The organism is Ramlibacter lithotrophicus (assembly GCF_012184415.1).
GTDB classification, from domain to species: domain Bacteria; phylum Pseudomonadota; class Gammaproteobacteria; order Burkholderiales; family Burkholderiaceae_C; genus Ramlibacter; species Ramlibacter lithotrophicus.
Genome location: NZ_VTOX01000013.1, coordinates 23,110 through 45,970 on the forward strand (window position 1 = coordinate 23,110; position 22,861 = coordinate 45,970).

The 22,861-nt window shown below is 64.5% G+C and carries 23 protein-coding genes, 6 pseudogenes and 1 other annotated feature; of the genes and pseudogenes, 17 read left to right on the forward strand and 12 right to left on the reverse strand.

The window, feature by feature from the left end:
- Positions 1–21: 21 nt before the first annotated feature.
- Positions 22–197: pseudogene (locus tag RAMLITH_RS25940) on the forward strand (IS110 family transposase); the annotation flags it as partial.
- Between the two features lie 168 nt (positions 198–365).
- Here RAMLITH_RS25940 and RAMLITH_RS23975 read toward each other — a convergent pair.
- Positions 366–1,507, reverse strand: a protein-coding gene (locus tag RAMLITH_RS23975; RefSeq protein ID WP_475493631.1) for an IS3 family transposase whose coding sequence is annotated in 2 segments (ribosomal slippage) — positions 366–1,237 and positions 1,237–1,507 — 1,143 coding nt in all. Because the reading frame shifts where the segments join, the coding sequence is not laid out codon by codon here.
- A gap of 143 nt (positions 1,508–1,650) precedes the next feature.
- Between RAMLITH_RS23975 and RAMLITH_RS23980 the strand changes: the two genes are divergently transcribed.
- From RAMLITH_RS23980 to RAMLITH_RS23990, 3 genes are all read left to right on the forward strand, one after another.
- Entirely contained in the window at positions 1,651–2,226 is a 576-nt protein-coding gene (locus RAMLITH_RS23980; RefSeq protein WP_168109999.1) for a tyrosine-type recombinase/integrase, read from the forward strand.
- Positions 2,227–2,625: 399 nt separating this feature from the next.
- Positions 2,626–3,183 carry a tyrosine-type recombinase/integrase gene (locus RAMLITH_RS25580; protein WP_202883328.1) on the forward strand — a complete coding sequence of 186 codons (558 nt, stop codon included), beginning with the start codon at positions 2,626–2,628 and terminating at the stop codon, positions 3,181–3,183.
- Positions 3,176–4,171, forward strand: coding sequence for a tyrosine-type recombinase/integrase (locus RAMLITH_RS23990; protein ID WP_168110000.1), 996 nt, complete (start codon positions 3,176–3,178; stop codon positions 4,169–4,171). The genes RAMLITH_RS25580 and RAMLITH_RS23990 overlap by 8 nt, the downstream gene beginning before the upstream one ends.
- A gap of 47 nt (positions 4,172–4,218) precedes the next feature.
- On the opposite strand, the pseudogene tnpC (RAMLITH_RS25945) reads toward RAMLITH_RS23990, so the two are convergent.
- The 8 genes and pseudogenes from tnpC (RAMLITH_RS25945) to RAMLITH_RS24030 all read right to left on the reverse strand — a co-directional run.
- Positions 4,219–5,267, reverse strand: a pseudogene (gene tnpC, locus RAMLITH_RS25945) (IS66 family transposase); the annotation flags it as partial.
- 64 nt (positions 5,268–5,331) lie between these two features.
- Positions 5,332–5,664, reverse strand: coding sequence for an IS66 family insertion sequence element accessory protein TnpB (tnpB, locus tag RAMLITH_RS24000; protein WP_168110002.1), 333 nt, complete (start codon positions 5,662–5,664; stop codon positions 5,332–5,334).
- A gap of 17 nt (positions 5,665–5,681) precedes the next feature.
- Positions 5,682–6,041 (reverse strand): transposase, encoded by a 360-nt coding sequence (locus RAMLITH_RS24005; RefSeq protein WP_168110003.1) that lies wholly within the window; start codon positions 6,039–6,041, stop codon positions 5,682–5,684.
- Positions 6,042–6,302: 261 nt separating this feature from the next.
- Complete coding sequence (locus RAMLITH_RS24010; protein ID WP_168110004.1) at positions 6,303–6,506, reverse strand: hypothetical protein; 204 nt, start codon at positions 6,504–6,506, stop codon at positions 6,303–6,305.
- A 7-nt stretch (positions 6,507–6,513) separates the two neighbouring features.
- Positions 6,514–7,446, reverse strand: a complete 933-nt coding sequence (locus RAMLITH_RS24015) for an electron transfer flavoprotein subunit alpha/FixB family protein (RefSeq protein WP_168110005.1) — start codon at positions 7,444–7,446, stop codon at positions 6,514–6,516.
- A gap of 1 nt (position 7,447) precedes the next feature.
- Positions 7,448–8,197, reverse strand: a complete 750-nt coding sequence (locus tag RAMLITH_RS24020) for an electron transfer flavoprotein subunit beta/FixA family protein (RefSeq protein ID WP_168110006.1) — start codon at positions 8,195–8,197, stop codon at positions 7,448–7,450.
- 62 nt (positions 8,198–8,259) lie between these two features.
- Positions 8,260–9,027 carry an enoyl-CoA hydratase-related protein gene (locus RAMLITH_RS24025; RefSeq protein ID WP_168110007.1) on the reverse strand — a complete coding sequence of 256 codons (768 nt, stop codon included), beginning with the start codon at positions 9,025–9,027 and terminating at the stop codon, positions 8,260–8,262.
- Positions 9,028–9,070: 43 nt separating this feature from the next.
- Positions 9,071–10,072, reverse strand: coding sequence for a Bug family tripartite tricarboxylate transporter substrate binding protein (locus RAMLITH_RS24030; protein ID WP_168110008.1), 1,002 nt, complete (start codon positions 10,070–10,072; stop codon positions 9,071–9,073).
- A 129-nt stretch (positions 10,073–10,201) separates the two neighbouring features.
- On the opposite strand from RAMLITH_RS24030, the gene RAMLITH_RS24035 reads away from it, so the two are divergent.
- From RAMLITH_RS24035 to RAMLITH_RS24095, 13 genes and pseudogenes are all read left to right on the forward strand, one after another.
- Complete coding sequence (locus RAMLITH_RS24035; protein ID WP_168110009.1) at positions 10,202–11,458, forward strand: CaiB/BaiF CoA transferase family protein; 1,257 nt, start codon at positions 10,202–10,204, stop codon at positions 11,456–11,458.
- The gene (locus RAMLITH_RS24040) at positions 11,455–12,159 is read left to right on the forward strand and encodes a nitroreductase (protein WP_337786203.1); all 705 of its coding nucleotides are present in this window, start codon (positions 11,455–11,457) and stop codon (positions 12,157–12,159) included. Before RAMLITH_RS24035 ends, RAMLITH_RS24040 begins: the two co-directional genes overlap by 4 nt.
- Positions 12,160–12,175: 16 nt before the next feature.
- The gene (locus tag RAMLITH_RS24045) at positions 12,176–13,369 is read left to right on the forward strand and encodes a thiolase family protein (protein WP_168110010.1); all 1,194 of its coding nucleotides are present in this window, start codon (positions 12,176–12,178) and stop codon (positions 13,367–13,369) included.
- A complete protein-coding gene (locus RAMLITH_RS24050; RefSeq protein ID WP_168110011.1) occupies positions 13,366–13,791 on the forward strand; it encodes a Zn-ribbon domain-containing OB-fold protein in 426 nt (141 codons plus the stop codon). Before RAMLITH_RS24045 ends, RAMLITH_RS24050 begins: the two co-directional genes overlap by 4 nt.
- A gap of 9 nt (positions 13,792–13,800) precedes the next feature.
- Positions 13,801–14,940 carry a CaiB/BaiF CoA transferase family protein gene (locus RAMLITH_RS24055; RefSeq protein ID WP_168110012.1) on the forward strand — a complete coding sequence of 380 codons (1,140 nt, stop codon included), beginning with the start codon at positions 13,801–13,803 and terminating at the stop codon, positions 14,938–14,940.
- Positions 14,941–15,073: 133 nt separating this feature from the next.
- Positions 15,074–15,310: pseudogene (locus RAMLITH_RS24060) on the forward strand (transposase); the annotation flags it as partial.
- Positions 15,311–15,419: 109 nt separating this feature from the next.
- Complete coding sequence (tnpA, locus tag RAMLITH_RS24065; protein ID WP_168110014.1) at positions 15,420–15,812, forward strand: IS66-like element accessory protein TnpA; 393 nt, start codon at positions 15,420–15,422, stop codon at positions 15,810–15,812.
- Positions 15,809–16,156 (forward strand): IS66 family insertion sequence element accessory protein TnpB, encoded by a 348-nt coding sequence (tnpB, locus tag RAMLITH_RS24070; protein WP_168110015.1) that lies wholly within the window; start codon positions 15,809–15,811, stop codon positions 16,154–16,156. The genes tnpA and tnpB (RAMLITH_RS24070) overlap by 4 nt, the downstream gene beginning before the upstream one ends.
- A gap of 352 nt (positions 16,157–16,508) precedes the next feature.
- A pseudogene (tnpC, locus tag RAMLITH_RS24075) lies at positions 16,509–17,789 on the forward strand (IS66 family transposase); the annotation flags it as partial.
- A 23-nt stretch (positions 17,790–17,812) separates the two neighbouring features.
- Positions 17,813–18,316 carry a hypothetical protein gene (locus RAMLITH_RS24080; protein ID WP_168110017.1) on the forward strand — a complete coding sequence of 168 codons (504 nt, stop codon included), beginning with the start codon at positions 17,813–17,815 and terminating at the stop codon, positions 18,314–18,316.
- 30 nt (positions 18,317–18,346) lie between these two features.
- Positions 18,347–18,570: pseudogene (locus RAMLITH_RS24085) on the forward strand (IS3 family transposase); the annotation flags it as partial.
- 149 nt (positions 18,571–18,719) lie between these two features.
- Positions 18,720–19,915 (forward strand): annotated as a pseudogene (locus tag RAMLITH_RS24090) (IS3 family transposase); the annotation flags it as partial.
- Positions 18,998–19,114, forward strand: a sequence feature (AL1L pseudoknot). It overlaps the preceding pseudogene by 117 nt.
- 202 nt (positions 19,916–20,117) lie before the next feature.
- The gene (locus tag RAMLITH_RS24095; RefSeq protein WP_181017815.1) at positions 20,118–20,312 is read left to right on the forward strand and encodes a hypothetical protein; all 195 of its coding nucleotides are present in this window, start codon (positions 20,118–20,120) and stop codon (positions 20,310–20,312) included.
- A gap of 321 nt (positions 20,313–20,633) precedes the next feature.
- Here the strand turns inward: RAMLITH_RS24095 and RAMLITH_RS24100 are convergent, their stop codons facing one another.
- From RAMLITH_RS24100 to RAMLITH_RS24110, 3 genes are all read right to left on the reverse strand, one after another.
- On the reverse strand, positions 20,634–21,293 hold the full coding sequence (locus RAMLITH_RS24100) for a transposase (protein WP_168110018.1): 660 nt from the start codon (positions 21,291–21,293) through the stop codon (positions 20,634–20,636).
- On the reverse strand, positions 21,233–21,961 hold the full coding sequence (locus RAMLITH_RS24105; RefSeq protein WP_272954219.1) for a transposase family protein: 729 nt from the start codon (positions 21,959–21,961) through the stop codon (positions 21,233–21,235). Before RAMLITH_RS24105 ends, RAMLITH_RS24100 begins: the two co-directional genes overlap by 61 nt.
- A gap of 63 nt (positions 21,962–22,024) precedes the next feature.
- Positions 22,025–22,825, reverse strand: coding sequence for an enoyl-CoA hydratase/isomerase family protein (locus RAMLITH_RS24110; protein WP_168110019.1), 801 nt, complete (start codon positions 22,823–22,825; stop codon positions 22,025–22,027).
- Between the last annotated feature and the right edge of the window lie 36 nt (positions 22,826–22,861).

Here is a 22,861-nt window from a genome sequence, read left to right on the forward strand (position 1 = left end):
TGCGGCTGACGCCGAGGCACTTTAGCCCGACCTTCGATGCGCTTCGTGCCAATCGAGAATATCGAGCAGCAGTCGGTGCGTTCCCTGCACCGCGTGCTCCAGGGCTTCGTCAAGGCGGAACCGCGCAGGCCAACCAGATCCGTGGTCGGCTCGGTGAGTATGGGTTGATCGTGCCGCAGGGCATTGCGTATATCGCCAGCGTGTACCGGACAGAAGTGGCTCCGCTTGTTTGAACAGCTTTCCCCGACTTTTAAGTGGACTGCGGGCGGGTTGGCAACGGTGCAGAGTTCTCCACGGCGGCGGGCGTCGCTTGCGACGAACGCGCGCCGCGGTGGGGAACTCGGGGCGCACCAGGGATCTGCATGTTACGCGGCCAGCTTCAATGCCGGCAGTCCAGCGAAGTAGGCCTCGTGTGGCGTGAGCCGCTGGAGGCTGGAGTGAACACGCTGCGAGTTGTACCAGGTCAGGTACTCGGCGATATCGGCGCGCGCGGCGCTGACGCAGTCATAGGCCTTCAGATACACCCGCTCGTACTTCACGCTGCGCCACAGGCGCTCGACGAACACGTTGTCCCGCCAGGCGCCGCGACCGTCCATCGAGAGTTTGCAGCCGGCGCCCAGCACCACGTCGGTAAACTCCTCGGCGGTGAATTGGCTTCCCTGGTCCGTGTTGACGATCTCGGGCATGCCGTACTGCGCCAGTGCCTGCGCGATCACTTCCTTCGCGTGAACCGCCTCTAGCGTAATCGCCACCCGATGGGCCAGCACGCGGCGGCTGGCTACGTCCACCACTGCGGTGAGGTAGACGAACCCTCTGGCCATCGGGATGTACGTCGTATCCAATGCCCACACCTGGTTGGATTGCGTGATCGACAGCTTGCGCAACAGGTACGGGTAGATCTTGTGGCCGGGTGCGCGCTTGCTCGTGCCGGGCTGCGGCGCCAGCGCCTCGATCCCCATGCGCAGCATGAGCGTCGTGACATGCCGCCGGCCCACCCGAACACCGTCTCGCCACAGCTGATTGCGCAGCATGCGTGCCTCCATGAAGGGGTGCTCCAGGTGGAGTTCATCAAGGCGGCGCATCAGCGCCAGGTCGGGCGCGCTGACAGCGCGGGGCAGGTAGTACACCGACCCCCTGCTGATCGCCAGCAGTTCGGCTTGGCGCGTAACGGTCAGGGCGTGATCCCGGTCAATCATCGCTTTGCGCTCAGCAATCCCGCCTTGGTGAGCGCGCCGGCTAAAAAATCCAGCTCCAGTGCCTGCTGCCCGATCTTGGCGTGCAGCGGCGCGAGGTCTACCGGATCGGCCGCCTGGGCACCGCCGCCAAAAGCCTCGGCGGCGTGCTCCAGCAATTGCCGCTTCCATTCGACGATCTGCGTCGGATGCAGCTCGAAGTGCTTGGCGAGTTCCGCCAGCGTCCGATCCTCGCGCAGTGCGGCCACGGCCACTTGGGCCTTGAACGCCGGCGTGTGCGTGCGGCGGGTGCGCCGCGCGGATTTCTTGACCATCGAAAACTCCTCTCGCCGGCCACCAGGAGCCGGCATCATGCCCGGAGTTTCCACTTATCGCGCTGTTCAGATTTGCGGGGCCACTTCTAGGCACCTGCCAATCGCGACTGGCTGACTCGATCCGGGGGCCACGCCGGTATCGGTTGGACACGCTTCCATTCGCTCTCGGATGGGATGATGTGCGCCGGCTGATCGCCACCGCAGCCAGCGACTCGGAGATCGATCTACGCGATCGCGCGATCCTGATGCTGCTTGCCGTTTACGGCCTGCGACACAGAGAGGTCACCGGGCTGCGGCTAGAGGATATCGACTTCGGCGGACAGCAGCTTCGGATCTGGCGGCTCAAGCGGCGACAGCCACAGGTATATCCCCTCATTCCATCGGTCGCCGAAATCCTGCGCGTGTACATCGAGCAGGCCCGACCGTCGGTGGGCTTCCCTGAGGTCTTCATCGGCGCGCGGGCACCTCGCGTCCCACTCTCGGGCATCTACGAGATCGTCGCTAGGCGCCTTCGGCCGCTGGGCATTGAACTTGCCCATCGAGGCCCGCATGCTCTGCGCCACGCATGTGCGTCGAAACTGCTGGCCGACGGGATGACCCTCCAACAGATCGGAGACCACCTGGGCCACCGCAGCGCCGAATCAACGGCGATCTACACCAAGGTGGACCTGACCGCACTTCGTGAGATCGGCGAGTTCGATCTGGAGGGGCTGCAATGAACACCAGCGAACTCATAGGGTATTACCTCGCTGCTCGACGCGCGACGGGCACGAGCTTCAAGAGCGGTCAGCGCCTCCTGTACCAGTTCGCCAGGGAGACAGGGGATCTACCCTTGGCGGGCGTGACGCCGCAGGCGGTCTCGGTGTTCCTGCGCGGGCATGGCCAGCTCAGCGCGGCCTGGAAAACGCGCTACGGCCTCCTGACAGGCCTGTACCGCTTCGCGATCGCGCGCGGCTATGTCCAGGCATCCCCTCTGCCAGCTCAGCATCCCAAGCTTCCGCCACAGATCACCCCCTACGTGTACTCGCGCGACGAACTGCAAAGATTGCTGGATTCCACCGACTCGTTGATCTCGCCGTGGAGTCGGGCTGCAGGCACCCACACACAGGACATTGCTATTGCTGCTGTATGCCACCGGACTTCGAGTGGGCGAGGTCTTGCGCCTTCGGTTGGCGGACCTGGACCGAGCACAACAGATTCTTATCGTTCGCGAGACGAAGTTCTACAAAACGAGGCTTGTGCCGGTCGGCGATGCCGCCGCCCAAGTACTGTTCCGGTACGTGGACCGCCGTTGCCGGGAGCTGCCGATGCCGCAGGGAACGTCCTCGGCACTGTTTGCATCGCGTTCAGGGCATCGGCTGAACTACCAGCGGGTGGTTACGCTGTTCCAGAAGGTCCGCGCGCAAGCTGGGATCGGCTGCCCGCCTGGTGAGCGTCGACCACCTCGGCTGCACGATCTACGCCATACGGCGGTTGTGCACCGGGTGGTCAGCTGGTACCAAGAGGGCAAGGACGTACAGCTGTTGCTGCCGCGCCTTGCGACGTACCTCGGACACGTGAGCATCGCGTCGACCCAGCGATATCTGCAGATGACGCCCGAGCTGATGCAACAGGCCAGCATGCGCTTCGCTAACTACGCCGATCTGGATCCGTGCGAGGAGGACAGCGATGCGTGACCACACACTGTTGGCGCCATGGGTGCGCCGGTTCCTCCTGGAACACCTGGTCACCGAGCGCAATCTCGCGCGCAACACGCAGGCCAGCTATCGGGACACCTTGGCGCAGCTGCTGCCGTTCGTCGCCAGCGCGGTGCACAGGAACGTCGATTGCCTGCAGGTCGAAGACGTCTCGGCCGACCGAGTGCGAGCCTTCCTCGAGCACATTGAGCATGATCGCGCCTGCAGCGTGCTGACGCGCAACCAGCGCCTTGCCGCGGTGCACTCGCTGGCGCGCTTCATCGGAACGCGCTCGCCGGCACATGCGGCGTGGTGCGCGCAGGTTCGATCGATCCCGTTCAAGAAGGCCACTAAGACGATGATCGGCTATCTGGACAAACACGAGCTTGACGCGCTGCTTCGAGTACCAGACCGACGCTCGCCTCTCGGAGCACGAGACTATGCGTTACTGCTCTTCCTCTATAACAGCGGTGCGCGAGCAGATGAAGCCGCCACCTTGAGGGTAGCCAACCTGCTGCTCGGCACGTCGCCCGCAGTGCGCATCCTGGGCAAAGGCAGTAAATGGAGGGTGTGCCCGCTATGGCCCCAGACCGTCACCGTGTTGCGCCCAATGGTCAGCCGTCGCGGTCCCGAAGAAACCGTGTTCCGGGGCCGCACGGGCGAGCCCATGACACGCTTCGGCATTCATCGGATAGTGACAAGCTGCGCTGCAAGTGCTGCGATCAGCGTCGCATCAATGGCCGACAGGCGGATCAGTCCCCACACATTGCGACATACTACGGCCGTCCATCTGCTGCGTGCCGGCGTCGACATCAACACGATCCGTGCATGGCTTGGACACGTGTCGCTCGATACCACCCACATCTACGCTGAGGTCGACCTCGAGATGAAGGCCAAGGCGCTGGCCTGCGTCGACATCACCGGCCTGCCGACCCCGCCGCGGCGACGCCAGACTCCCGCGCTGATGGACTTCCTACGGCAGTTGTAGGTCGTCGTCTGCCGAAACTTATGTTCGCTGGGATGGCGCATCCCAAGGCGATGGCTACGAACGAGGCATGCGGCAGAACACATATCTTCGGCCGCAACATCACCCGAGTAGTCGTCGCAAACCAGGCTGCCTGTCCACGGTCTTCGCGGCTGCGGCTGATCTGGCCCAGAGTGGCCGAGGAACACGCGAGCATTCTCGCCGGCCCGCGTTCGGGTGAAGTCGTAGACCACCGCCTTGAGTTGCTCGCTTTGGGCAGCGGCGTACGCCCACAGGCAGGCACGGTGCGTCTTGCCGCTGCCCGGATCGAGCATCGCCACCGGCGTCTCATCGGCGTGCAGCACCTGGCAACGCAGCAGGTGTTCCTTCAGGGCCTCCACGACTGGCTGCAGGCGCACCCCGCATTGGCCGATCCACGCGCCCAGCGTCGATCGCGGGATCGCCAGGCCGGCGCGCGCGAAGATCGCTTCCTGGCGATACAGCGGCAGGTGATCCGCATGCTTTGCCACCAGCACGTGCGCGAGCAGGCCCGCAGTCGGGATGCCCTTGTCGATCACGGCCGCTGGACCGGGCGCTTGTACCAGCGTGCGGCAATCGCCGCACGCCCACTTGCCGCGGATGTGACCTCCACGGTGAACACGCCCGGGGTGTAATCGAGCTTCTCGCTGACGTCCTCGCCGATGCGCTTCATCTGGCGGCCGCAGTTGCAGTTGGTGTTCTCGGGCTCGTGGCTGCGGTCCACGCGCGGCAACTCGGGCGGCAGCGGGGCGCGCTTGGGCTTTTTCTTCTCGCCGTTGTCTGCTTCGGCCGGCTTTTTGGTCAGCTGCTCGAGTTGCTCTTCCAGCGTGGCGATGTCGGCGGCCACCGCCTCATCGAAGAGGGCGCGCTGCTCGGCGTTCAGGCGCTCGCTTTTGACGCCGAACTGGACGCGTTTGAGCTGCGCGAGCTCGAAGGTGAGCTTGTCGATCTTGGCATCGTGCCACTGGATCTCACGCGAGGCGCGCTGGCTTTGCTCGGTCAACTGGCGTGCCAGATCGCGCAGTTGCTCAACGCTCAGCTGGTCGAGGTATTCGCGGTCAATGGTCGTCACGTCGATCATCGGCGTGCAGTATCGCGCGCGACCACCGGGGATGCATCCGCAGATGCACGGATTGCGCGTCAGATCACAAGACACGGATCACGCCGGCCTCGCCGATGCGCTGCCAGGGCAGGCCGAGCACCAGCGCATCGAGCTGCTCGCGCGTGAGCGTCAGGCGCCCGCCCTCGTCCTTGGGCCAGGCGAAGCGGCCCTGATGCAGCCGGCGCGCCGCCAGCCAGATCCCGACGCCGTCGTGCACGAGCACCTTCATGCGCGTGGCGCGCTGGTTGGCAAAGCAGTAGGCATGGTGCGGGCGCGCGGCGCCGAACACCTGAACGACGCGCGCCAGCGCCGTCTCGCTGCCCGCGCGCATGTCCAGAGGGGTCGTGCTCAGCCAGATCGCGTCGATGCGGATCAACGCAGCCACTCCGCCAGCTAGGCCCCGCACTGCGAGGCTGCGGCAGCCGGCCAGACGATCTTCACCGTCGTTCCGGCGCGCTGCAGCTCGATCTGGATATCCGTCTGCTCCGCCAGCGCCGGCAACGCCAGCGGCATAAACCCTTCGTTGACGGGACGTGACACTGCTGCTTCGACTACCGGAAGACTCGGCGGCGTCTTGCGCTCGGCCTCGACCACCCATTTGCGTACCATGGTGGCGTTCAGTCCGTGCGCCAGGGCGACGGCGGCCATGGACACGCCAGGCTTCCTGCACTCCCGGATGACCGCAGCCTTGAATTCGACGCTGTGCCGCCGGCGGCGGCGCCGCCCCATCAAATCGACCCCGTAAGTGTTCATGTGTCCGCGTGAGTTAAGCGGACACGAGGCTCCTACGCAGCGGCCGCGCGGTCAACATGTGTTCCCTAGTCGCTTACGTTCAAACAAGCGGAGCCACTTCTGGGATCGGGCGCTGCGCGCCCGATAGGCCATGGGCATGTGGACGATGCACCTGCGGCGCATCGTCCACATGCCCACAGCCTTCTACTATGAAAAATCAAGTACCCGAAGAAACGACAACATCACTCCGGGTAACATTCCTTCGTGAGGCAACACGACCGGTCAAGATAATTGTCGCCGGCCATCGGACGCCGCGTTGATCGCCAACGAAAGGTCGTCAGCCAACACTGGTGAATCTTGCGATGGGGTGCACATTGATGCCGCGAACATCTCGATCACTTCGCCCGCAGGTGGGAAGTCGACGACCTCCGCCTCGGCTCCATTGCTCATCCGTTGCACTTTGAGGCAACTGCGCAAGAGTGCCATGGTTGTGCTAGATCTTTGCGACCAGTTCCGGCACAGCCGTGAACAAATCCGCTTCAAGCCCGTAATCCGCCACACTGAAAATCGGTGCTTCCGGGTCCTTGTTGATCGCCACAATAACCTTGGAATCCTTCATGCCGGCCAAATGCTGGATGGCGCCCGAAATGCCGGCGGCAATGTACAGCTGGGGCGCCACGATTTTGCCGGTTTGGCCCACCTGCCAGTCATTGGGCGCGTAGCCTGCGTCCACCGCGGCGCGGGACGCCCCGAGCGCGGCGCCCAGCTTGTCCGCCAGCGGTGTCATCACTTCATTGAATTTCTCTGCCGAACCTACCGCGCGGCCGCCCGCGACGATGACCTTGGCGGCCGTCAGTTCGGGGCGGTCGCTCTTCGCGAGCTCATTGCCCTCGAATTTGCTCTTGCCGCTGTCGGCCACGGCGGCTGCGGTCTGGACCGACGCGCCGCCGCCGACAGCCGCGGCTGGGTCGAAGCCGGTGGTGCGCACGGTGATCACCTTCTTTTCGTCCAGGCTCTGGACAGTGGCGATCGCGTTGCCGGCGTAGATTGGACGCTCGAAGGTATCGGGGCTGTCGACCTTCGTCACGTCGCTGATCTGCCCGACGTCGAGTTTGGATGCCACTCGCGGGGCGATGTTCTTGCCACTGGCGGTGGCCGGGAAGAGGATGTGGCTGTAGGCGCCCGCGATGGTCAGCACCTGCGCGGCCATGTTCTCGGCCAAGCCGTGGGCGAAGTGCTCGCAGTCGGCGTGGATGACCTTGCTCACGCCGGTGATCTGCGACGCGGCCTTGGCTGCGTCCCCGGCATTGTGGCCGGCCACAAGCACGTGGACGTCGACGCCGCATTGGACGGCGGCAGTGACGGTGTTGAGGGTCGCGCCCTTGATGGAGGCGTTGTCGTGTTCGGCAACAACAAGTGCGGTCATGTCAGATCACCTTGGCTTCGTTCTTGAGTTTGGCAACGAGGGTTGCGACATCCGGCACCTTGATGCCGGCCGAGCGCTTGGGCGGCTCGGTCACTTTGAGGGTCTTCAGGTGCGGCTTGATCTCCACGCCCAGGTCGGCGGGCTTGACGGTGTCCAGCTGCTTCTTCTTGGCCTTCATGATGTTGGGCAGCGTCACGTAGCGCGGCTCGTTCAGGCGCAGGTCGGCCGTGATGATGGCCGGCAGGCTGACCGACACGGTTTCCAGCCCGCCGTCCACTTCACGCGTGACACGGGCCTCGCCGGCAGCAATCTCCACCTTAGAGGCGAAGGTGGCCTGCGGCAGGTCGCACAGGCCGGCGAGCATCTGGCCGGTCTGGTTGGCGTCGTCGTCGATGGCCTGCTTGCCCAGGATCACCAGGCCAGGTTGCTCCTTGTCCACCAGGGCCTTGAGCAGCTTGGCCACCGACAGCGGCTGCAGTTCTTCCGTCGTTTCGACCAGGATGGCGCGGTCGGCGCCGATGGCCAGCGCGGTGCGCAGGATCTCCTGGCATTGAGCGACGCCGCAGGAGACGGCGATGACTTCGGTGGCTACGCCCTTTTCCTTCAGGCGCACGGCCTCTTCGACGGCGATCTCGTCGAACGGGTTCATGCTCATTTTCACGTTGGCGATGTCGACGCCAGTGTTGTCCGACTTGACTCGGACTTTCACGTTGTAGTCGACCACACGTTTGACCGGTACCAGGACCTTCATGCTTGTTTCCTGTTGATGCGAATGGATGCGGCCCGGCCGCGTGACGCGGCGGACGGTTGGATTCAGTTCTTGGAAGAACGGGCGCGGAGGAACTCCGCGATCAATGCGCGCGTGCTCTCGTTTCGATATAGATCGCGTGTCTCGGCAACTTCAGTGCGGAAGCCTTCTTGGTTTGCGGGCGCCGCAGCCGCGATGCACCGCTTGCACGCGGCGAGCGCGGCCGCGGGCAGCCGGGCCAGGGAGGCCGCGAGGTCTGCCGCGCGTTGTGGCAGATCGTGCGCGGAAACGGACCATTGCACCAGGCCGAGGTTGCGCGCCTCTTGCCCTTTCACCGTTTCGGCGCCTAGAATCAGGCGCGAGGCCACCGCCGAACCGGCGATCAACGTCAGGCGCTGGGTGCCCCCGGCACCCGGAAGCAGCCCCAGGCGCGACTCTGGCAGGCCCACTGTCGCCTCGTCCGCCATGATGCGCAGGTCGCACGCGAGGCAGAGTTCGAGCCCGCCGCCTAGTGCCGCGCCCCCAATCTCAGCGACGGTGACCTGAGACAGGCGAGCGAGTCGCGCGTACGCTTGCTGCATTCTCCCCACGACGCGCATCATCGCTTCGACACCGGCGTCGGAGGCGAGCGACGCCGAAAGCAGGTGCAGGTCCGCGCCAGCACAGAATACGCGCTCGCTGCTTCGCAGGTGGAGCACGGCGACCGCTTCCTCTCCCTCCAGCCGTTTGAGGCACGCTTCGAAGGCGTCGAGCCACTCGAGGTTGATCGCATTGGCGGGCGCACGCTTTAGCGTAAGCACCGCCAGAGCGCCTTCAATTTCAAGATTCAGCACGGGTGGTCCTCTGTCAGTCTGTTCGGTCTGTCAGACGTGCGGATCAGATCCGAATGTTCACTTCGCGGATCACCCGGCCCCAGCGTTCTCGCTCTTCGGCGAGATACGCCGAGAGTTGCGCGGGCGTCATCGGAGGCGCTTCACGGCCGAACGGCACGAGTCCCGGATTGGCGGCGATGATCTCGGTGACGCCGCGGTTCAGCTGCTGAACGATGTCGGCCGGCGTGGCCGCGGGTGCGGAAAGCACGAGGGCAGGCAGGTTGACGACGCGCGGTAACCCGAGTTCGCCGAAGGTCGGGGTCTGCTCGAAGCCCTCGATTCGGCGGGTGTGGCTCACGGCCAGGGGCCGCAGTTCGCCTCGGCGCACGAACTCGATCGTTTCAAATGGCGTTGTCAGAGCCATCGTTAGCCGCGCTTCACGCAAATCCGCATGCATGTCCACAGATCCGCGGTACGGAACGATGGTGAGGTTCAGACCTGATTCGCGCTTCAGGAGTTCCGATGCTAAGTGAGTTGTAGCTCCCAGCTGCGTTACGCCGATGCTGCCCTTGTCTGGCTGTGTCCGCAGGAATTGGACGAGCTCCTGCCATGTAGCGATATTCAGCTTGGGGCTTACCACCAGCACACCGGGGCCGCGCTGCAGCAGCGCCACGGGAGCGAGGTCACGCGCAGGGTCAAACGGAAATGGCTGGCCTGAGTTTTGCCAGATGAAGTAGTTGTTGATGATCTCCGCAGGTCCGGAAGACAGCAGCGTGTACCCGTCCGGAGCTGCCTTGGCGACGGCATTCGCCGCGAGCACGCCTCCCGCGCCGGCCTTGTTTTCGATGACGAACTGTTGGCCGAACCGAGCCGAGAGGCGTTGCATTACAGAGCGCGTAGGCACATCGATCGGACTGCCTGCATTGGAGCCCACGAGCACGCGTACCGGGCGTGCGGGCCAGGACTGCGCCATCGCCATCGCAGGTACGGCTGCTGCCGCGCCGGCTGCAATGCGGCACAGGAACCGGCGCCGCGAATAGTAGCCAGGATCAAAGGTGTTTCTCATATATATGCCCTTAGATGTTGACGACGCTAGCGTGCGAGATTATTATGCTGTCGAACGATCGTTAGGTTGCTGCAGTATCTCACTGATTGGCGCCACTGGCAAGCCTTTCATACCACCAGGAGACCTCATTTGCCCACCGCCGCTCCGGTCCTTTCTGCCCATACTCCCCGCGAGTCCGGCTCGCCTGCCGCACTCGCGGGCATTCGCGTCCTCGACTTCACCCGCCTGATCGCCGGACCGTACGGCACCATGCTGCTGGCGGACCTGGGCGCCGACGTCATCAAGGTTGAAAATCCTCTTACCGGCGATGACGCGCGCGGCCTGAAGCCGCCTTCGCTCGGCGGCGAGAGTTCGCTGTACATCTGGACCAACCGGAACAAGCGCAGCATCGCAATCGATCTGCGGCTTCCCCAGGGACAGGAGCTTGCCCAGGAACTCGCGGCCCATGCTGACGTTGTCGTGGAGAACTTCTCGACAGGAGTCATGGAGAAGCTCAACCTCTCTTACGACACGCTGAGAGCGTGCAATCCCCGCTTGATCTATTGCTCGGTGTCGGCATTCGGCAGGCAGGGTGCCTTCGCCCATCGTCCCGGCTACGACCCCGTGGTGCAGGCGGAGACCGGCTTCCTTTCAATGAATGGGTTCCCGGACCAAGACCCGGTTCGCGCTGGGCCTTCGGTCATCGACATCTCGACAGGGATGATGACCAGTAACGCGATTCTGGCAGCCCTCATGGCGCGCGAACGCCATGGGATCGGCCAATATGTCGAAGTCACGATGTTTGACGATGCGATCGCGCTAACGGGCCAGTACGGCATGAACTACCTCATGACGGGCGAGGACCAGCAGCGGCCAGGCAATGGATCGAACACCGCCGAACCCGTAGGGCTGTTCCCAACCACGAACGGCCCCCTTTATCTGACATGCGCGAACGATCGCAATTTCCAAAAGCTCGTCCTCGAGGTGCTCGAGCGTCCGGAACTGGCGCAGGATGAGCGCTTCCGCACGAACGCCGGCCGCATGATGCACCGCAAGGAACTGCACGAAGTCCTGCGCGGTCATTTCCGTGAGCGGGGACGCGAGGAATGGTTGAAACGTGGCCACGAATGCGGTGTTCCAATGGGCTTGGTTCGCACGATTCGCGAGGCGTTCGACTCCGACGAGATGCGGGAACGCCGCCTGCTTTCCAAGATTCCTCACCCCACGGCTGGCGAGGTCCCCAACATCGCGCCGCCGTTTCACTTCTCGGAAACACCCATCGTCAACCCGGTAGCCGCACCGCTACTCGGCGAGCACACAGATAGGATCCTGACGGAACTTCTGCAAGCGTCCAAGGACCGCCTTGCTGGCCTAAAAGCAGCAGGCGTGTTCGGAGACCGCTCGTGAACGCGCGGCTTGAAAATAGCCGGCTTCTCAAAGAGAGCACTTTAGAGGAGGTGTTGCGGGAGCGCTTCAGCTGCCGCGCTTTCCTGACCAAATCCGTTCCCAGGTCGGACATTCAGGCCATACTGCGCCTCGCCCAGCGAACAGCGACGTGGTGCAACACGCAACCCTGGCACGTGTACATCACCGAAGCCGAAGGCACCAATCGTCTGCGTCAGTCCCTCTATGCGCAGGCGCAATCTGCGTCGTCCAGCCAACCCGATATCCCGTGGCCGCGGGAATATAGGGGAGTCTATTTGCAGCGCCGCCGCGAAGCGGGGTTTACGCTGTACCGCGCGCTCGGCATCGCACGTGACGACACCGCAGGCCGCTCACGGCAGTTGCTAGAGAACTACCGCTTTTTCGGGGCTCCGCACATGCTCGTCGTGACGACCGACGAGGCGCTGGGGCCTTACGCCTACCTCGATTGCGGTGGCTACGTAGCTAACTTCCTATCGGCTGCGCACGCCCACGGCGTGAGCACATGTGCTCAAGCCGCCATCGCGCACCACGCTCCGCTCGTTCGCAACCACTTCGGCATTCCACCCGAACGTACGATCGTCTGCGGAATCTCCTTCGGATATGCGGACCGCGAGCACCCCGCGAACAGTTTTCGCCTGCCACGCGCCGACATCGCCGATGCGGTGGAGTGGGTAACTCATTGAACTGGAGGTATTTTTCATGACCCGACCCGTCGCCGTAATCGGCGGTGCTGCCGTTCCTTGCGGCAAGCTGATGGAAAAACCGGACGTGCCGGTGCAGGTGCTTGAGCATGAAGTGCTTGCCCGCTGCGTGCTCGATGCCGTGGAGGACGCCGGAATCGAAAAGACGCGCATTGGCTCGCTCGTGTTCTCTCACCCGCGCGTGTACACGCGTCAGCTCTATTTCGCCACGTTCATGGCGCACTACCTTCGCTTGCCTGCCGACGGCATCGTGATGGAGGTTCTCGGCAACGGCATGACCGGCGGCCTCGCGTTCGATCAGGCGATCGACCAAGTGGCGAGTGGCCGGGCAGACGTGGCTCTCGCGCTTGGCACGAGCTTCGAGCTGGGCGCCGACACAGCGGCACACCTCAACAACACGATGCGCGCGACCGGCGACGTGGATTTCCAGAGCTCCTGTGGCTTCACTCCGATCGCTTGGTATGCGATGGACGCGGTGCGCTACATGCACGAGTTCGGCGCCACGCGCGAACAGATCGCTATGGTCGCGGTCAAGAACCGCTCCCACGCTGTCCACAACCCGCTTGCGCAGTATCGCAAACCCATCACGCTCGAAGAAGTGCTGAATCAACGCATGATCGTGGAACCGCTCGGTCTTTTGGAAGTGCCACCCCGTTCAGATGGTGCGGTTTGCGTCGTCGTCGCAAGCGAAGAGGTCGCCCGGCAAACCGGCCGTCCGTACGCACGCGTTCGCGGGCGTGGCTTTCATCACGAAGGTGCACACCAGATCAGCGAGGTGCCCAGCGACATGACCGCATTCACGCCGGCGACCATCGCAGCGCAGCGGGCGTACGCCCAAGCGGGGGTGAAAGCCTCCGACATGGACTTCGCGGAGATCTACGCGCCCTGCACGATCGTGGAGGTCTGCGTCTCCGAGGCGATCAGTCTGGTCGCGCGGGGACAGGGTGCCGCCGCTGCGGCCGCAGGCGAGACGACCCTCGGCGGGCGCATCCCCATTTGCACTTCGGGCGGCCTGCAGTCGCGAGGACATCCACCGTACGTCACCCCACTCTACAGCGTCATCGAAGCACTGGAACAGCTTCGTCATCGCGCCGGCGAGCGGCAAGTGCGCGACGCAGCGCTGGGACTCACCATCTGCGAACTCGGCAACTACAACGCAGCCCTGATGCACGTGATGGAGGCGGTAGCATGAGTAAGCTCGACATTCTCAAGCGCGACGGCAAGCGCGCCTATCCGCCACGCCGCTCAGAACTTACCGGCCGCTTCTGGGACGCCTTGGCCGAAGGCCGCTTCACCACGACCCGCTGCGACCATTGCCAGAAGCTGACCTTTCCTCCGAAGTCCTTCTGTCCCCATTGTTGGAGCAAGGATGTCACCTGGTCCGACGTGCCCACAAGTGGCACGGTCTACACGAAGACCACCGTGCACATCGCCCCGGCAATCTTCGCTCACGAGGCGCCTTACGACTTGTGCATCGTGGATCTGGATGTCGGGCTGCGCCTTGCCACCCGTCTGACCTCAGGCGATGCAGAAGCTCGAGTCGGCGACCGCGTCGAACTCGTCGTGTTGAATTACGAAGACGGGCCGCTGTTCGCAGCACGACCCGTTCGCTGAGGCGTCGCAATGGGACCTCTGCAAGGCGTCAAGGTGATCGAGCTCGGCGCGATCGGCCCGGGGCCGTTCTGCTGCATGCTGCTTGCGGACATGGGAGCGGACGTGATCCGCATAGATCGCATGGTGCCGGCCGACCTCGGGTCACCGGCCGACCCACGCTTTAATTTGCTGAACCGTAACAAACGCTCGGCCGCGATAGACCTGAAGTCGCCAGAGGGCATCGCGGCAGTGCGACGCCTGCTGGCGAACGCAGATGTCCTGGTCGAAGGCTTCCGACCAGGCGTAACGGAGCGCCTTGGACTTGGCCCGAAGGACTGCGAGACGGTCAACCCTCGTCTTGTATACGGGCGCATGACTGGGTGGGGTCAGGACGGGCCACTCGCGCAGGCAGCCGGACACGATATCAATTACATCGCGCTGGCGGGCGCACTAGGAGCAATAGGCACCAAGGATAGACCAACAGTGCCGCTCAACCTGGTGGGCGACTATGGGGGAGGGGCGGTGTTTCTTGCACTCGGAATTGTCGCCGCAGTGCTGGAGAGCCGCACATCTGGCCGCGGGCAAGTAGTGGATGCCGCGATGGTCGATGGCGTCTCCGTTCTAATGACTTCCCTTTACGCGACGCTGGCCCGCGGCGCTTGGCGCGACGGTCGCGAGCAGAATATGCTGGACGGCGCCGCGCCCTTCTACTGCGTGTATGAAACCTCAGACGGTAAGCACGTGGCCGTTGGCTCCATCGAAGCCCGTTTCTTCAAAGAGCTGCTCGAACGAACGGGAATAGATCCCGCCACAGTAGGGGCGCAGCACGAGCAGCGTAATTGGCCCGCACTGCGCGAACGGCTGGCGGCCGTGTTCCGCACGAAAACACGTGACGAATGGTGTGCACTCATGGAAGGCAGCGATGTCTGCTTTGCTCCAGTGCTCAGCCCCGTCGAGGCGCGGGAGCATCCGCATCTGCGCGCGCGCGGCTCGGTCGTCGAGTTTGCCGGAATCGTTCAGCCTGCTCCGGCACCGCGTTTCGGCCGCACGCGCTCGGAATTGCGCTCCTCGCCAGCACTCCCGGGTGCGCACACGTTAGAGGTGCTCGAGCAGGCCGGCTTTAGTGCGGCGGAAATTGAAGCTCTGCACGCCTCCAAGGCAGTCGGCTGAAGCGGCCTCGACCAGGCCCCTCTGCACGCGCAGGACTCATTGACAAGAAGTGGCTCCGCAAATCTGAACAGCGCGATAAGTGGAAACTCCGGGCATGATGCCGGCTCTTGGCAGCCGGCGACAGGGGTTTTCGATGGTGAAGAAATCCGCGCGGCGTACTCGCCGCACCCACACGCCGGCGTTCAGGGCCAATGTGGCCCTGGCTGCCTTACGTGAAGACAAGACGCTGTCGGAGTTGGCCAAGCATTTTGAACTGCACCCGACGCAGATCGTGGAAAGGAAGCGGCAGTTGCTGGAGTACGCCGCCGAGGCCTTCGGCGGCGGTGCCCAGTCGCTCGAGCCGGTGGACCTCGCTCCCTTGCACGCCAAGAGTAAGAGTCCGACGAAGGCCGTTCTTCCCAGCGCCGGCGTGCTGACGCAGCATCTCGGTTGAGGTGCCCACGCTTACAGGTGTGCACCTGTAGGAGATCGTGGGAACTATGAAGAGTGAGTCGGGGCATTCGGGCGGGCGGCGGCATCATGACCGTGCGTTCAAGGCCAAGCTGGTGCAGCAGTGCCTCGAGCCGAGAGCATCGGTGTCGGCGATCGCCCTTGAGCACGGGATCAACGCCAACATGCTGTTCACGTGGCGACGGGCGTGGCTGCGGGAGTCTGCGGCGGCCAGCCAAGCCGCGACAGAGACGAGGCTGCTGCAGGTCCGAGTCGAACCACACGAGCCGATTGCGGCGATCGTGAACACGCCCAAGCCGGCGGTTCCGACGGGCTACGGCCTGATCGAGCTTGAGATCGCTGGCGCCAAGCTACGCCTGCGCGGCACGGTCCAGGAAGACAGCCTGCGCGCGGTGCTGCGCGCGCTGCGCGAGGCGGCATGATCGGCCTGCCGGCGGGAACGCGCATCTGGCTGGCTGCGGGCGTGACCGACATGCGCTGCGGCTTTGACACGCTGGCGGCCAAGGTGCAGACCGCGCTGGCCGCCGACCCGTACTCCGGCCACGTCTTCGTCTTCCGCGGCCGCCGCGGCGACCTGGTCAAGGTCCTGTGGAGCGACGGCGACGGCATGTGCCTGCTGGCCAAGCGGCTCGAGCGGGGCCGCTTCGTGTGGCCGCAGGCCGAGGGCGGCAGCGTGTCGCTGAGCAACGCGCAGCTGTCGATGCTCCTGGAAGGCATCGACTGGAGACGGCCCGAGCGCACGTGGCAGCCGCAGATGGCTGCGTGAGCGGTTGACAGTGCAACTCCTCTTGCTGCGATGCGCCCGCGGCGGCATAGTCGGCCCCCGTGGAATACACCGAGCTGCTCGCAAGCAATGCCGCCCTCAACGGGGAGGTGCTGCGCGCGCGCGAGAAGCTCAAGATCGCGCACCTGACGATCGACAAGCTCAAGACGGAGCTGGCGTACCTGCGGCGGATGAAGTTCGGCAGCACCAGCGAGCAGCTCGGTCACGAGCAAGTGCTGCTCGATGGCACCGTGCCGCCACGGCTGAACCGGAGCAGCAGCCGGCCTCGAACGTTGCAGACCTGGACGAGCAACGGCGCAAGAAGCGCGCCGCCGGCGGCAAGCGCGCCGGCTACCGAGAGCTCCCCGACCATTTGCCGCGGCGCACTGTGGTTCACCAGCCTGAGGCAGGCTGCAGCTGCGAGCAGTGCGGCGGCGGCATGCGCGAGATCTGCCAGGACGTCTCGGAAGTGCTCGATTACGAGCCCGGCAGCTTCCACGTCGTGCGCCACGTGCGCCCGAAGCTCGCCTGCGGCGGCTGCGACAAGATCTTCCAGGCTGCGGCTCCAAGCCGGCCGATCGAGCGAGGCCTGCCGGGCGCCGGGCTGCTGGCCCACGTGCTGGTGAGCAAGTATTCGGATCACACGCCGCTGTACCGGCAAAGCCAGATCTTCGCGCGCGAGGGTGTGGACCTGCCGCGCTCGACGCTGGCCGACTGGGTCGGCCAGGCTGCGCGCCTTCTCACGCCTGTGGCCGACGCGATCGGCCGCTATGTGCGCGCTGCCGACAAGATCCACGCTGACGACACGCCCGTGCGCGTCCTGGGAGGTGCCGGCAGCAGCGCCAAGACGGGGCGCCTGTGGGTGTACGTGCGCGACGATCGCCCCAGTGCGGACGTCGCGCCGCCGGCAGTGTGGTTCCAGTTCTCGCCCAACCGCCGCGGTGAACACCCGACCCGGCACCTGAAGGACTTCAACGGCATATTGCAGGCCGACGCCTTCGCCGGGTTCCACCAGCTGTATGACAGCGGCCGCGTCGTCGAAGCAGCTTGCTGGAGCCACGCTCGCCGTAAGGCCTGGGACATCCATGAGCGCCAACACCGGTTGCCGGGCACGCTGGCCCACCAGGCGTTGGTGAGAATGGGCAGGTTGTTCGCGATCGAGGCCGAGATCCGCGGCAAGCCGCCGGACGAACGGCGCCGCCAGCGCCAGTTGCGAACGCGGCCACTGCTGCAGGAACTGCGGCAGTGGATGGAGTTCACGCTCGCTCAGGTATCGGCCAAGTCGCCGATGGCCGGCGCGATCGGGTACACGATGGCCAACTGGAGCGCGCTCACCCGGTTCGTCGACGACGGGCGGATCGAGGCACATAACAACGCCGCGGAGCGTGCGCTCAGAGCCGTTGCAATCGGGCGCAAGAACTATCTGCACCTCGGGTCCGAAGGCGGCGGCGCCAGCGCCGCCGTGATCTACACGCTCATTGGCTCGGCCAAACTCAATGGCGTGGAGCCGCTTCGCTACCTGCGCCACGTTCTCGAGCGCGTTGCCGACCATCCCATCAACCGGGTCGACGAGTTGCTGCCGTGGGCGGTCGCTGCGGCCCTGGACACCGGCGCGGACCAACGCCTGGCCGCCTGAGAGCGCCGGGCAGAATGCTGCCCATGCGTCTGAACTTGAAGATCGAAGACCTGCCGATGGCTACCAGCTCGGAGCTGTACCAGCTCAGCTGGATCATCGAAAAGTTGCTGGCTGACCCCCGGCGCATCGTGCAAGCGCGCAGCCAGATGCACCTCGGCCAGCTGGTGCAGTTCTTCAACTGGCCGGACGGCAAGCTGCGTGCGGGTCAGGTGGTCTCGATGAAAGACAGCCGGGTCAACGTGCTCGACCTGGAGACCAAACGTCACATCAGCCTGTCGTACGCCGGCATCGTGCTCGAACCTGCAGCCGAGACGCCAGCGGCAAGAGACGAAAGCCTCGCCCCACCACCCGAGGTCGGCCGGCGAGAAGACTTCCGCGTCGGCCAGCGCGTGAGCTTCACGGACGCCGACCTGCAACACCGCCTCGGGGTGATCGTTCGCATCAACCAGCAGACCGCCACCGTCTCGTGCGACGGCCGCAACTGGCGCGTGTCCTTCCCGCTACTGCGTCATGTGGTGAACGCTTGACGCTGCCTAGCCGTCAAGGACGGCCTCGGTCGGACACTTACCGCCAAGATCGGACAGCTGGCTCTGGAGAATGATTTTTTAGCCGGCGCGCTCACCAAAGCGGGATTGCTGAGCGCAAAGCGGTGATCGACCGTGATCATGACCTCCCGATCACGCGGCAAGCCGAGCTGCTGGCGATCAGCAGGGGCTCGGTGTACTACTTGGCGCGCCGGGTGAGCGAGGCCGACTTGGCGCTGATGCGCAGGATCGACGAGTGCCCGGCGTCAACTATTTTGAGCGCTCGCATTGACTCAGCTGTTTTGCTACTCGCGCTGACCCCTTGCCTCACGTAGGCTGCTACCCGCCGGAGGTGAACCGCCCCGGATTTTGAGGAGGCTCCTTCATTTGAGAAGATTGAGCCGATATGAGGAAGTCCCCGAAGTTTTCCCCCGAGGTGGTCGAGCGTGCGGTGCGCATGGTTTTCGACGCCAAGGACCAGTACCCATCGCAGTGGGCGGCGATCGAATCCATCGCGGCCAAGATCGGTTGCACGTCCGAGACGCTGCGGCGTTGGGTGCGCCAAGGCGAGCGTGACGGCGGCCTGCGAGAAGGGCCGACGACGAGCGAGCAGCAGCGGGTGAAGGAACTCGAGCGCGAGGTGCGCGAGCTGCGCCGCGCCAACGAGATCCTGAGGCTGGCCGGCGCGTATTTCGCCCAGGCGGAGCTCGACCGCCGCTTGAAGTCGTGATGCCGCTTGTTGACGAGCATCGTGCTCGTTTCGGGGTCGAGCCGATCTGCAAGGCGTTGCAGATTGCCCCTTCGGCGTACTGGCGGGAGGCGCGCCGCCGACGCGAGCCGGCGCTGTGCCCGCCCAGGCAGCAGCGCGACGCGCGACTGCTGCCCGAGATCGAGCGCGTGTGGAACGCCAACCTGCGCGTGTACGGCGCCGACAAGGTCTGGAAGCAGCTCAATCGCGAGCGCATCGAGGTGGCGCGCTGCACGGTGGAGCGCCTGATGCGCAGGCTGGGCCTGCGCGGGGCGGTGCGAGGCAAGCGCGTGCGAACGACGGTGCCCGATGCCAAGACTGCGTGCCCGCTGGACCGCGTCAATCGAGAGTTCCGCGCCGAGCGGCCAAACCAGCTGTGGGTGAGCGACTTCACCTACGTGTCGACCTGGCAGGGCTTCGTCTACGTGGCCTTCGTCATCGACGTGTTCGCGCGCTGCATCGTCGGCTGGCGGGTCAGCTCCTCTATGCAGACCGACTTCGTGCTCGATGCGCTGGAGCAGGCGCTGTACGCACGGCGCAATGAGCGCGAGGGCGATCTGGTCCACCATTCCGACAGAGGATCGCAATACGTGTCCATCCGCTACACCGAGCGACTGGCCGAGGCCGGCATCGAGCCTTCTGTGGGCAGCAAGGGCGACAGCTACGACAACGCACTGGCCGAGACGATCAACGGCCTGTACGAGGCCGAATTGATCCATCGCCGGGCGCCGTGGAAGACGCGCGAGGCGGTCGAGTTGGCCACGCTCGAATGGGTGTCGTGGTTCAACCACCATCGCCTGCTTGAGCCGATCGGCTACATCCCGCCAGCCGAAGCCGAGGCGAACTACTGGCGCTCGCAGCGCGGGTTGAACCATGAGTACATGGGTCCAACCGGGGGGCCTCAGGCGGCCCCTGCGGGGGGCTTGAAGAAAGGAGAATCCAACAGCCGAATTCAGCAGACCATGCAGGTCTGACTCACACCAACCCGCCTCCACGAAACCCGGGGTGGTTCAGAGGGGCCGGCGGGAGCAAAACAACGTGACGAGGCGAATCAGCATGACAACACGCAAGGAGTTGATCGAAGGGGTCGGGGCGCGGTACCGCGGGGCGGCATTGAACGAGAGGACCAAGATCCTGGACGAATTCGTTGCAATCAGCGGCTACCACCGCAAGCATGCGATCCGGGTTCTTAGAGCTGAGGCCGAGCAGGCGCGATCACGGGCGGCACCACGCACCGGCAACGCCGTGTGATCGCCTGCTGGCGTCACCGTGCGTGAGCGAAATGGTCAAGTCGAAGCTCAGGGAGCAATTCCATCGCCTCGACCCAGGTGCTACTGCTGCGCGACATCCGGGCGGCTCAGCAAGTGCTGAGTGACATGGCAGCACGCGCACCGCAGGATCGTTCGCCGGTTTCTATGGCTACGGACGTGTCGAAGTTCCTCGAAAGCCTGGCGACAGCGTGGAGGGACGGCGAGGTGCGCCCGACGCACCGAAAGCAACCGGCTGCCGAGCGGTGATGGAGAACACGGGCGGACCCCTTCGCGCACGCCTGGCCCGTCGTCGAGGGCTGGCTTAACGATGAGCCGACGGCGACCGCCAAGGATTTGATGGAACGCCTTGCGCAGGTCGTGCCCGACGCGTACTCTTCATCGCGCAGCCGTATGCCCGTCGCTGCATGACGCGGATCTTGTTGTTCAGACCCTCCACGAATCCGAGCGACACCTTGTTCTGTGGCTTGCAGTAGGCGGCGATTCCATCCCAATGGCGATCGATCATCTCGGCGAACTTCTCGTACGGCTTCAACCGCTGCCACTTCAGGCTGGCGCGCCAGTTCTCGAAGAACCGCCGTGTCCAGGCCTCGCTGCTGTAGTCCCACAGTTGGCCGAACGACTCCTTCAGCAGGTACGCCGTGTTCAACCGCTTGTTGGCCGCCAGCAGCAGCCTGAGCGACTTCCGGCCTTCCAAGGTGAGGTTGTCCCTGTTGGACAGCAGGGTGTACTTCTTCCCCTTGATGAATCGTCGGTCCTTGCCCGACAGGCGCGCGTACTCCGCCTTGCGCACCTTGTCCAGCGCCTCGCCCAGGTGCCTCATGATGTGGAACTTGTCGAACAAGATGGCCGCCTGCGGCGCGTGGTTCTGAGTGGCGTTGCGAAACGGCTTCCACATGTCCATCACCGCCAGGCGAATGCCCCGCGTCTTCCTGTGGCCCAGCCACTCGTAGAACTGCGCCATGCTCGCCTCGGAGCGGTCCTGGCCGCCGAACCAATCGGCCGGTGGCGCACCAGGTCGCTGACGACGATGCGATAGGTGTGGCCCTTCCTGATGGAGATCTCGTCGACGCCGATGGCCTTGGGCCCGGGCGTGCCGGCCTTGGCCAGCTGCGCGCGCATGTACTGCATCTCCAGGGTCTTGACCGCCTCCCAGTGCAGGTTCAGTTCTTCGGCAACATCTTTGATGGTGCTGATGCGGCAGCGGCGCCCGACGAAGCACGCGAAGCGTTTGGTGTAGAACGGGTTGTCGGCAAGAAAGTCCAGCTGCTCGCGCATCACTTTGGCGCAGTGGGGGCACTGGACCCGACGGACCTCGAACTCCAGGTAGACGCGCGTGTTGCCGCTGGACAGATCGCGCGCACGTCGCGTCGTGCGGTCGTACCAGCCCATGTGCGTGCGACCGCACTCCTTGCAGACGGTTTTTTGAGCGCCGAACGAGTGTGACGACGCGCGCGAACGGGTCGCCGAACACTCCGCCGATCTGCTCCAAGGGTCGAAAACCGGAAAACCGGTACGCGTCGAGAAGACGTCTTCGTTTGCGTGGATAAGCCATCGCAAAATCGTGCCAGTTTCCACGAGGCCATCAAACCCTTGAAACCCGCTCCCAGTAAGGCTTTGCGGCGATTTCATGTCCAATTTCACCCACACTCTTCCCAGAAGACCCAGTTTTCTTGGTCGAACGGGTTCCCAGATTCAACGGCCTACGAAAACCGCCGCCCGCTTCTCGACGAACGCGGTGACCCCTTCGAGATGGTCGTGGCTGCGGCTGGCGGCGGCGATTCCCTCAGCTTCGCGGTGCGATTGCTCGTCCCAGCTGCGATCCAGCGATCCGCGGATGAGGGCCTTCACATGGCCCAGGGCCACGGACGGCCCCGCGGCGAGCGCGGCCGCCTTGTCCCGCACGAAGGCGTCGAAGCCCGCCGTGGGGACGACCCAATTGACCATGCCCAGGCGAAGGGCCTCTTCGGCAGGGCACCGCTCGCCAAACAGTGACATCTCAAGCGCCTTGCGCTCGCCCACGATTCGCGGAAGGAAGTGCGTCACGCCAGCGTCTGCCGTCAGGCCGATGTGCCGGTAGGCGACCAGAAAGAAGGCGTCTTCGCGTGCCACAACCACGTCGGCCGCCATCGACAGGCCGACACCGAAACCCGCCACAGCACCGTGCACGGCCGCGATCACCGGCTTGGGCATACGCCGCAACTGCGAGATCAACTGATGCGCCCGGATGACGCGCATCTCCATACGGCGAACGTGCGCCTCGGCATCGGCGGAAAGCGATGCATGGAGCCCTTTCACGTCGCCGCCTGCCATGAAGGCGCGGCCGGCGCCGCGCAGAACCACGCAACGAATCTCCGGGTTCCGCTCGCACTCCTGGGTTGCGTCGATCAGCGCGTCGGTCATCGCAGGGCTGAGGGCGTTCAGCGCCTCCGGTCGGTTGAGCGCCAGCGTAGCGATGCCGCCTCTGGTCTCCAAGGTCAGGTGTTGCTCGGACAAGTCGGTCTCCTCGGGGCCGTTGATCAGTGAAGCGCG

Coding starts and splice junctions, on each gene's coding strand:
- RAMLITH_RS24050 (WP_168110011.1), top strand. CDS start 13,366: ATGAGTAAGCTCGACATTCTCAAGCGCGACGGCAAGCGCGCCTATCCG.
- RAMLITH_RS24105 (WP_272954219.1), bottom strand. CDS start 21,961: ATGAAATCGCCGCAAAGCCTTACTGGGAGCGGGTTTCAAGGGTTTGAT.
- RAMLITH_RS23990 (WP_168110000.1), top strand. CDS start 3,176: ATGCGTGACCACACACTGTTGGCGCCATGGGTGCGCCGGTTCCTCCTG.
- tnpA (WP_168110014.1), top strand. CDS start 15,420: ATGAAGAGTGAGTCGGGGCATTCGGGCGGGCGGCGGCATCATGACCGT.
- RAMLITH_RS24055 (WP_168110012.1), top strand. CDS start 13,801: ATGGGACCTCTGCAAGGCGTCAAGGTGATCGAGCTCGGCGCGATCGGC.
- RAMLITH_RS24095 (WP_181017815.1), top strand. CDS start 20,118: ATGACAACACGCAAGGAGTTGATCGAAGGGGTCGGGGCGCGGTACCGC.
- RAMLITH_RS24080 (WP_168110017.1), top strand. CDS start 17,813: ATGCGTCTGAACTTGAAGATCGAAGACCTGCCGATGGCTACCAGCTCG.
- RAMLITH_RS24020 (WP_168110006.1), bottom strand. CDS start 8,197: ATGAAGGTCCTGGTACCGGTCAAACGTGTGGTCGACTACAACGTGAAA.
- RAMLITH_RS24030 (WP_168110008.1), bottom strand. CDS start 10,072: ATGAGAAACACCTTTGATCCTGGCTACTATTCGCGGCGCCGGTTCCTG.
- RAMLITH_RS24005 (WP_168110003.1), bottom strand. CDS start 6,041: ATGAACACTTACGGGGTCGATTTGATGGGGCGGCGCCGCCGCCGGCGG.
- RAMLITH_RS24015 (WP_168110005.1), bottom strand. CDS start 7,446: ATGACCGCACTTGTTGTTGCCGAACACGACAACGCCTCCATCAAGGGC.
- RAMLITH_RS24100 (WP_168110018.1), bottom strand. CDS start 21,293: ATGGCGCAGTTCTACGAGTGGCTGGGCCACAGGAAGACGCGGGGCATT.
- RAMLITH_RS24010 (WP_168110004.1), bottom strand. CDS start 6,506: ATGGCACTCTTGCGCAGTTGCCTCAAAGTGCAACGGATGAGCAATGGA.
- tnpB (WP_168110015.1), top strand. CDS start 15,809: ATGATCGGCCTGCCGGCGGGAACGCGCATCTGGCTGGCTGCGGGCGTG.
- RAMLITH_RS24045 (WP_168110010.1), top strand. CDS start 12,176: ATGACCCGACCCGTCGCCGTAATCGGCGGTGCTGCCGTTCCTTGCGGC.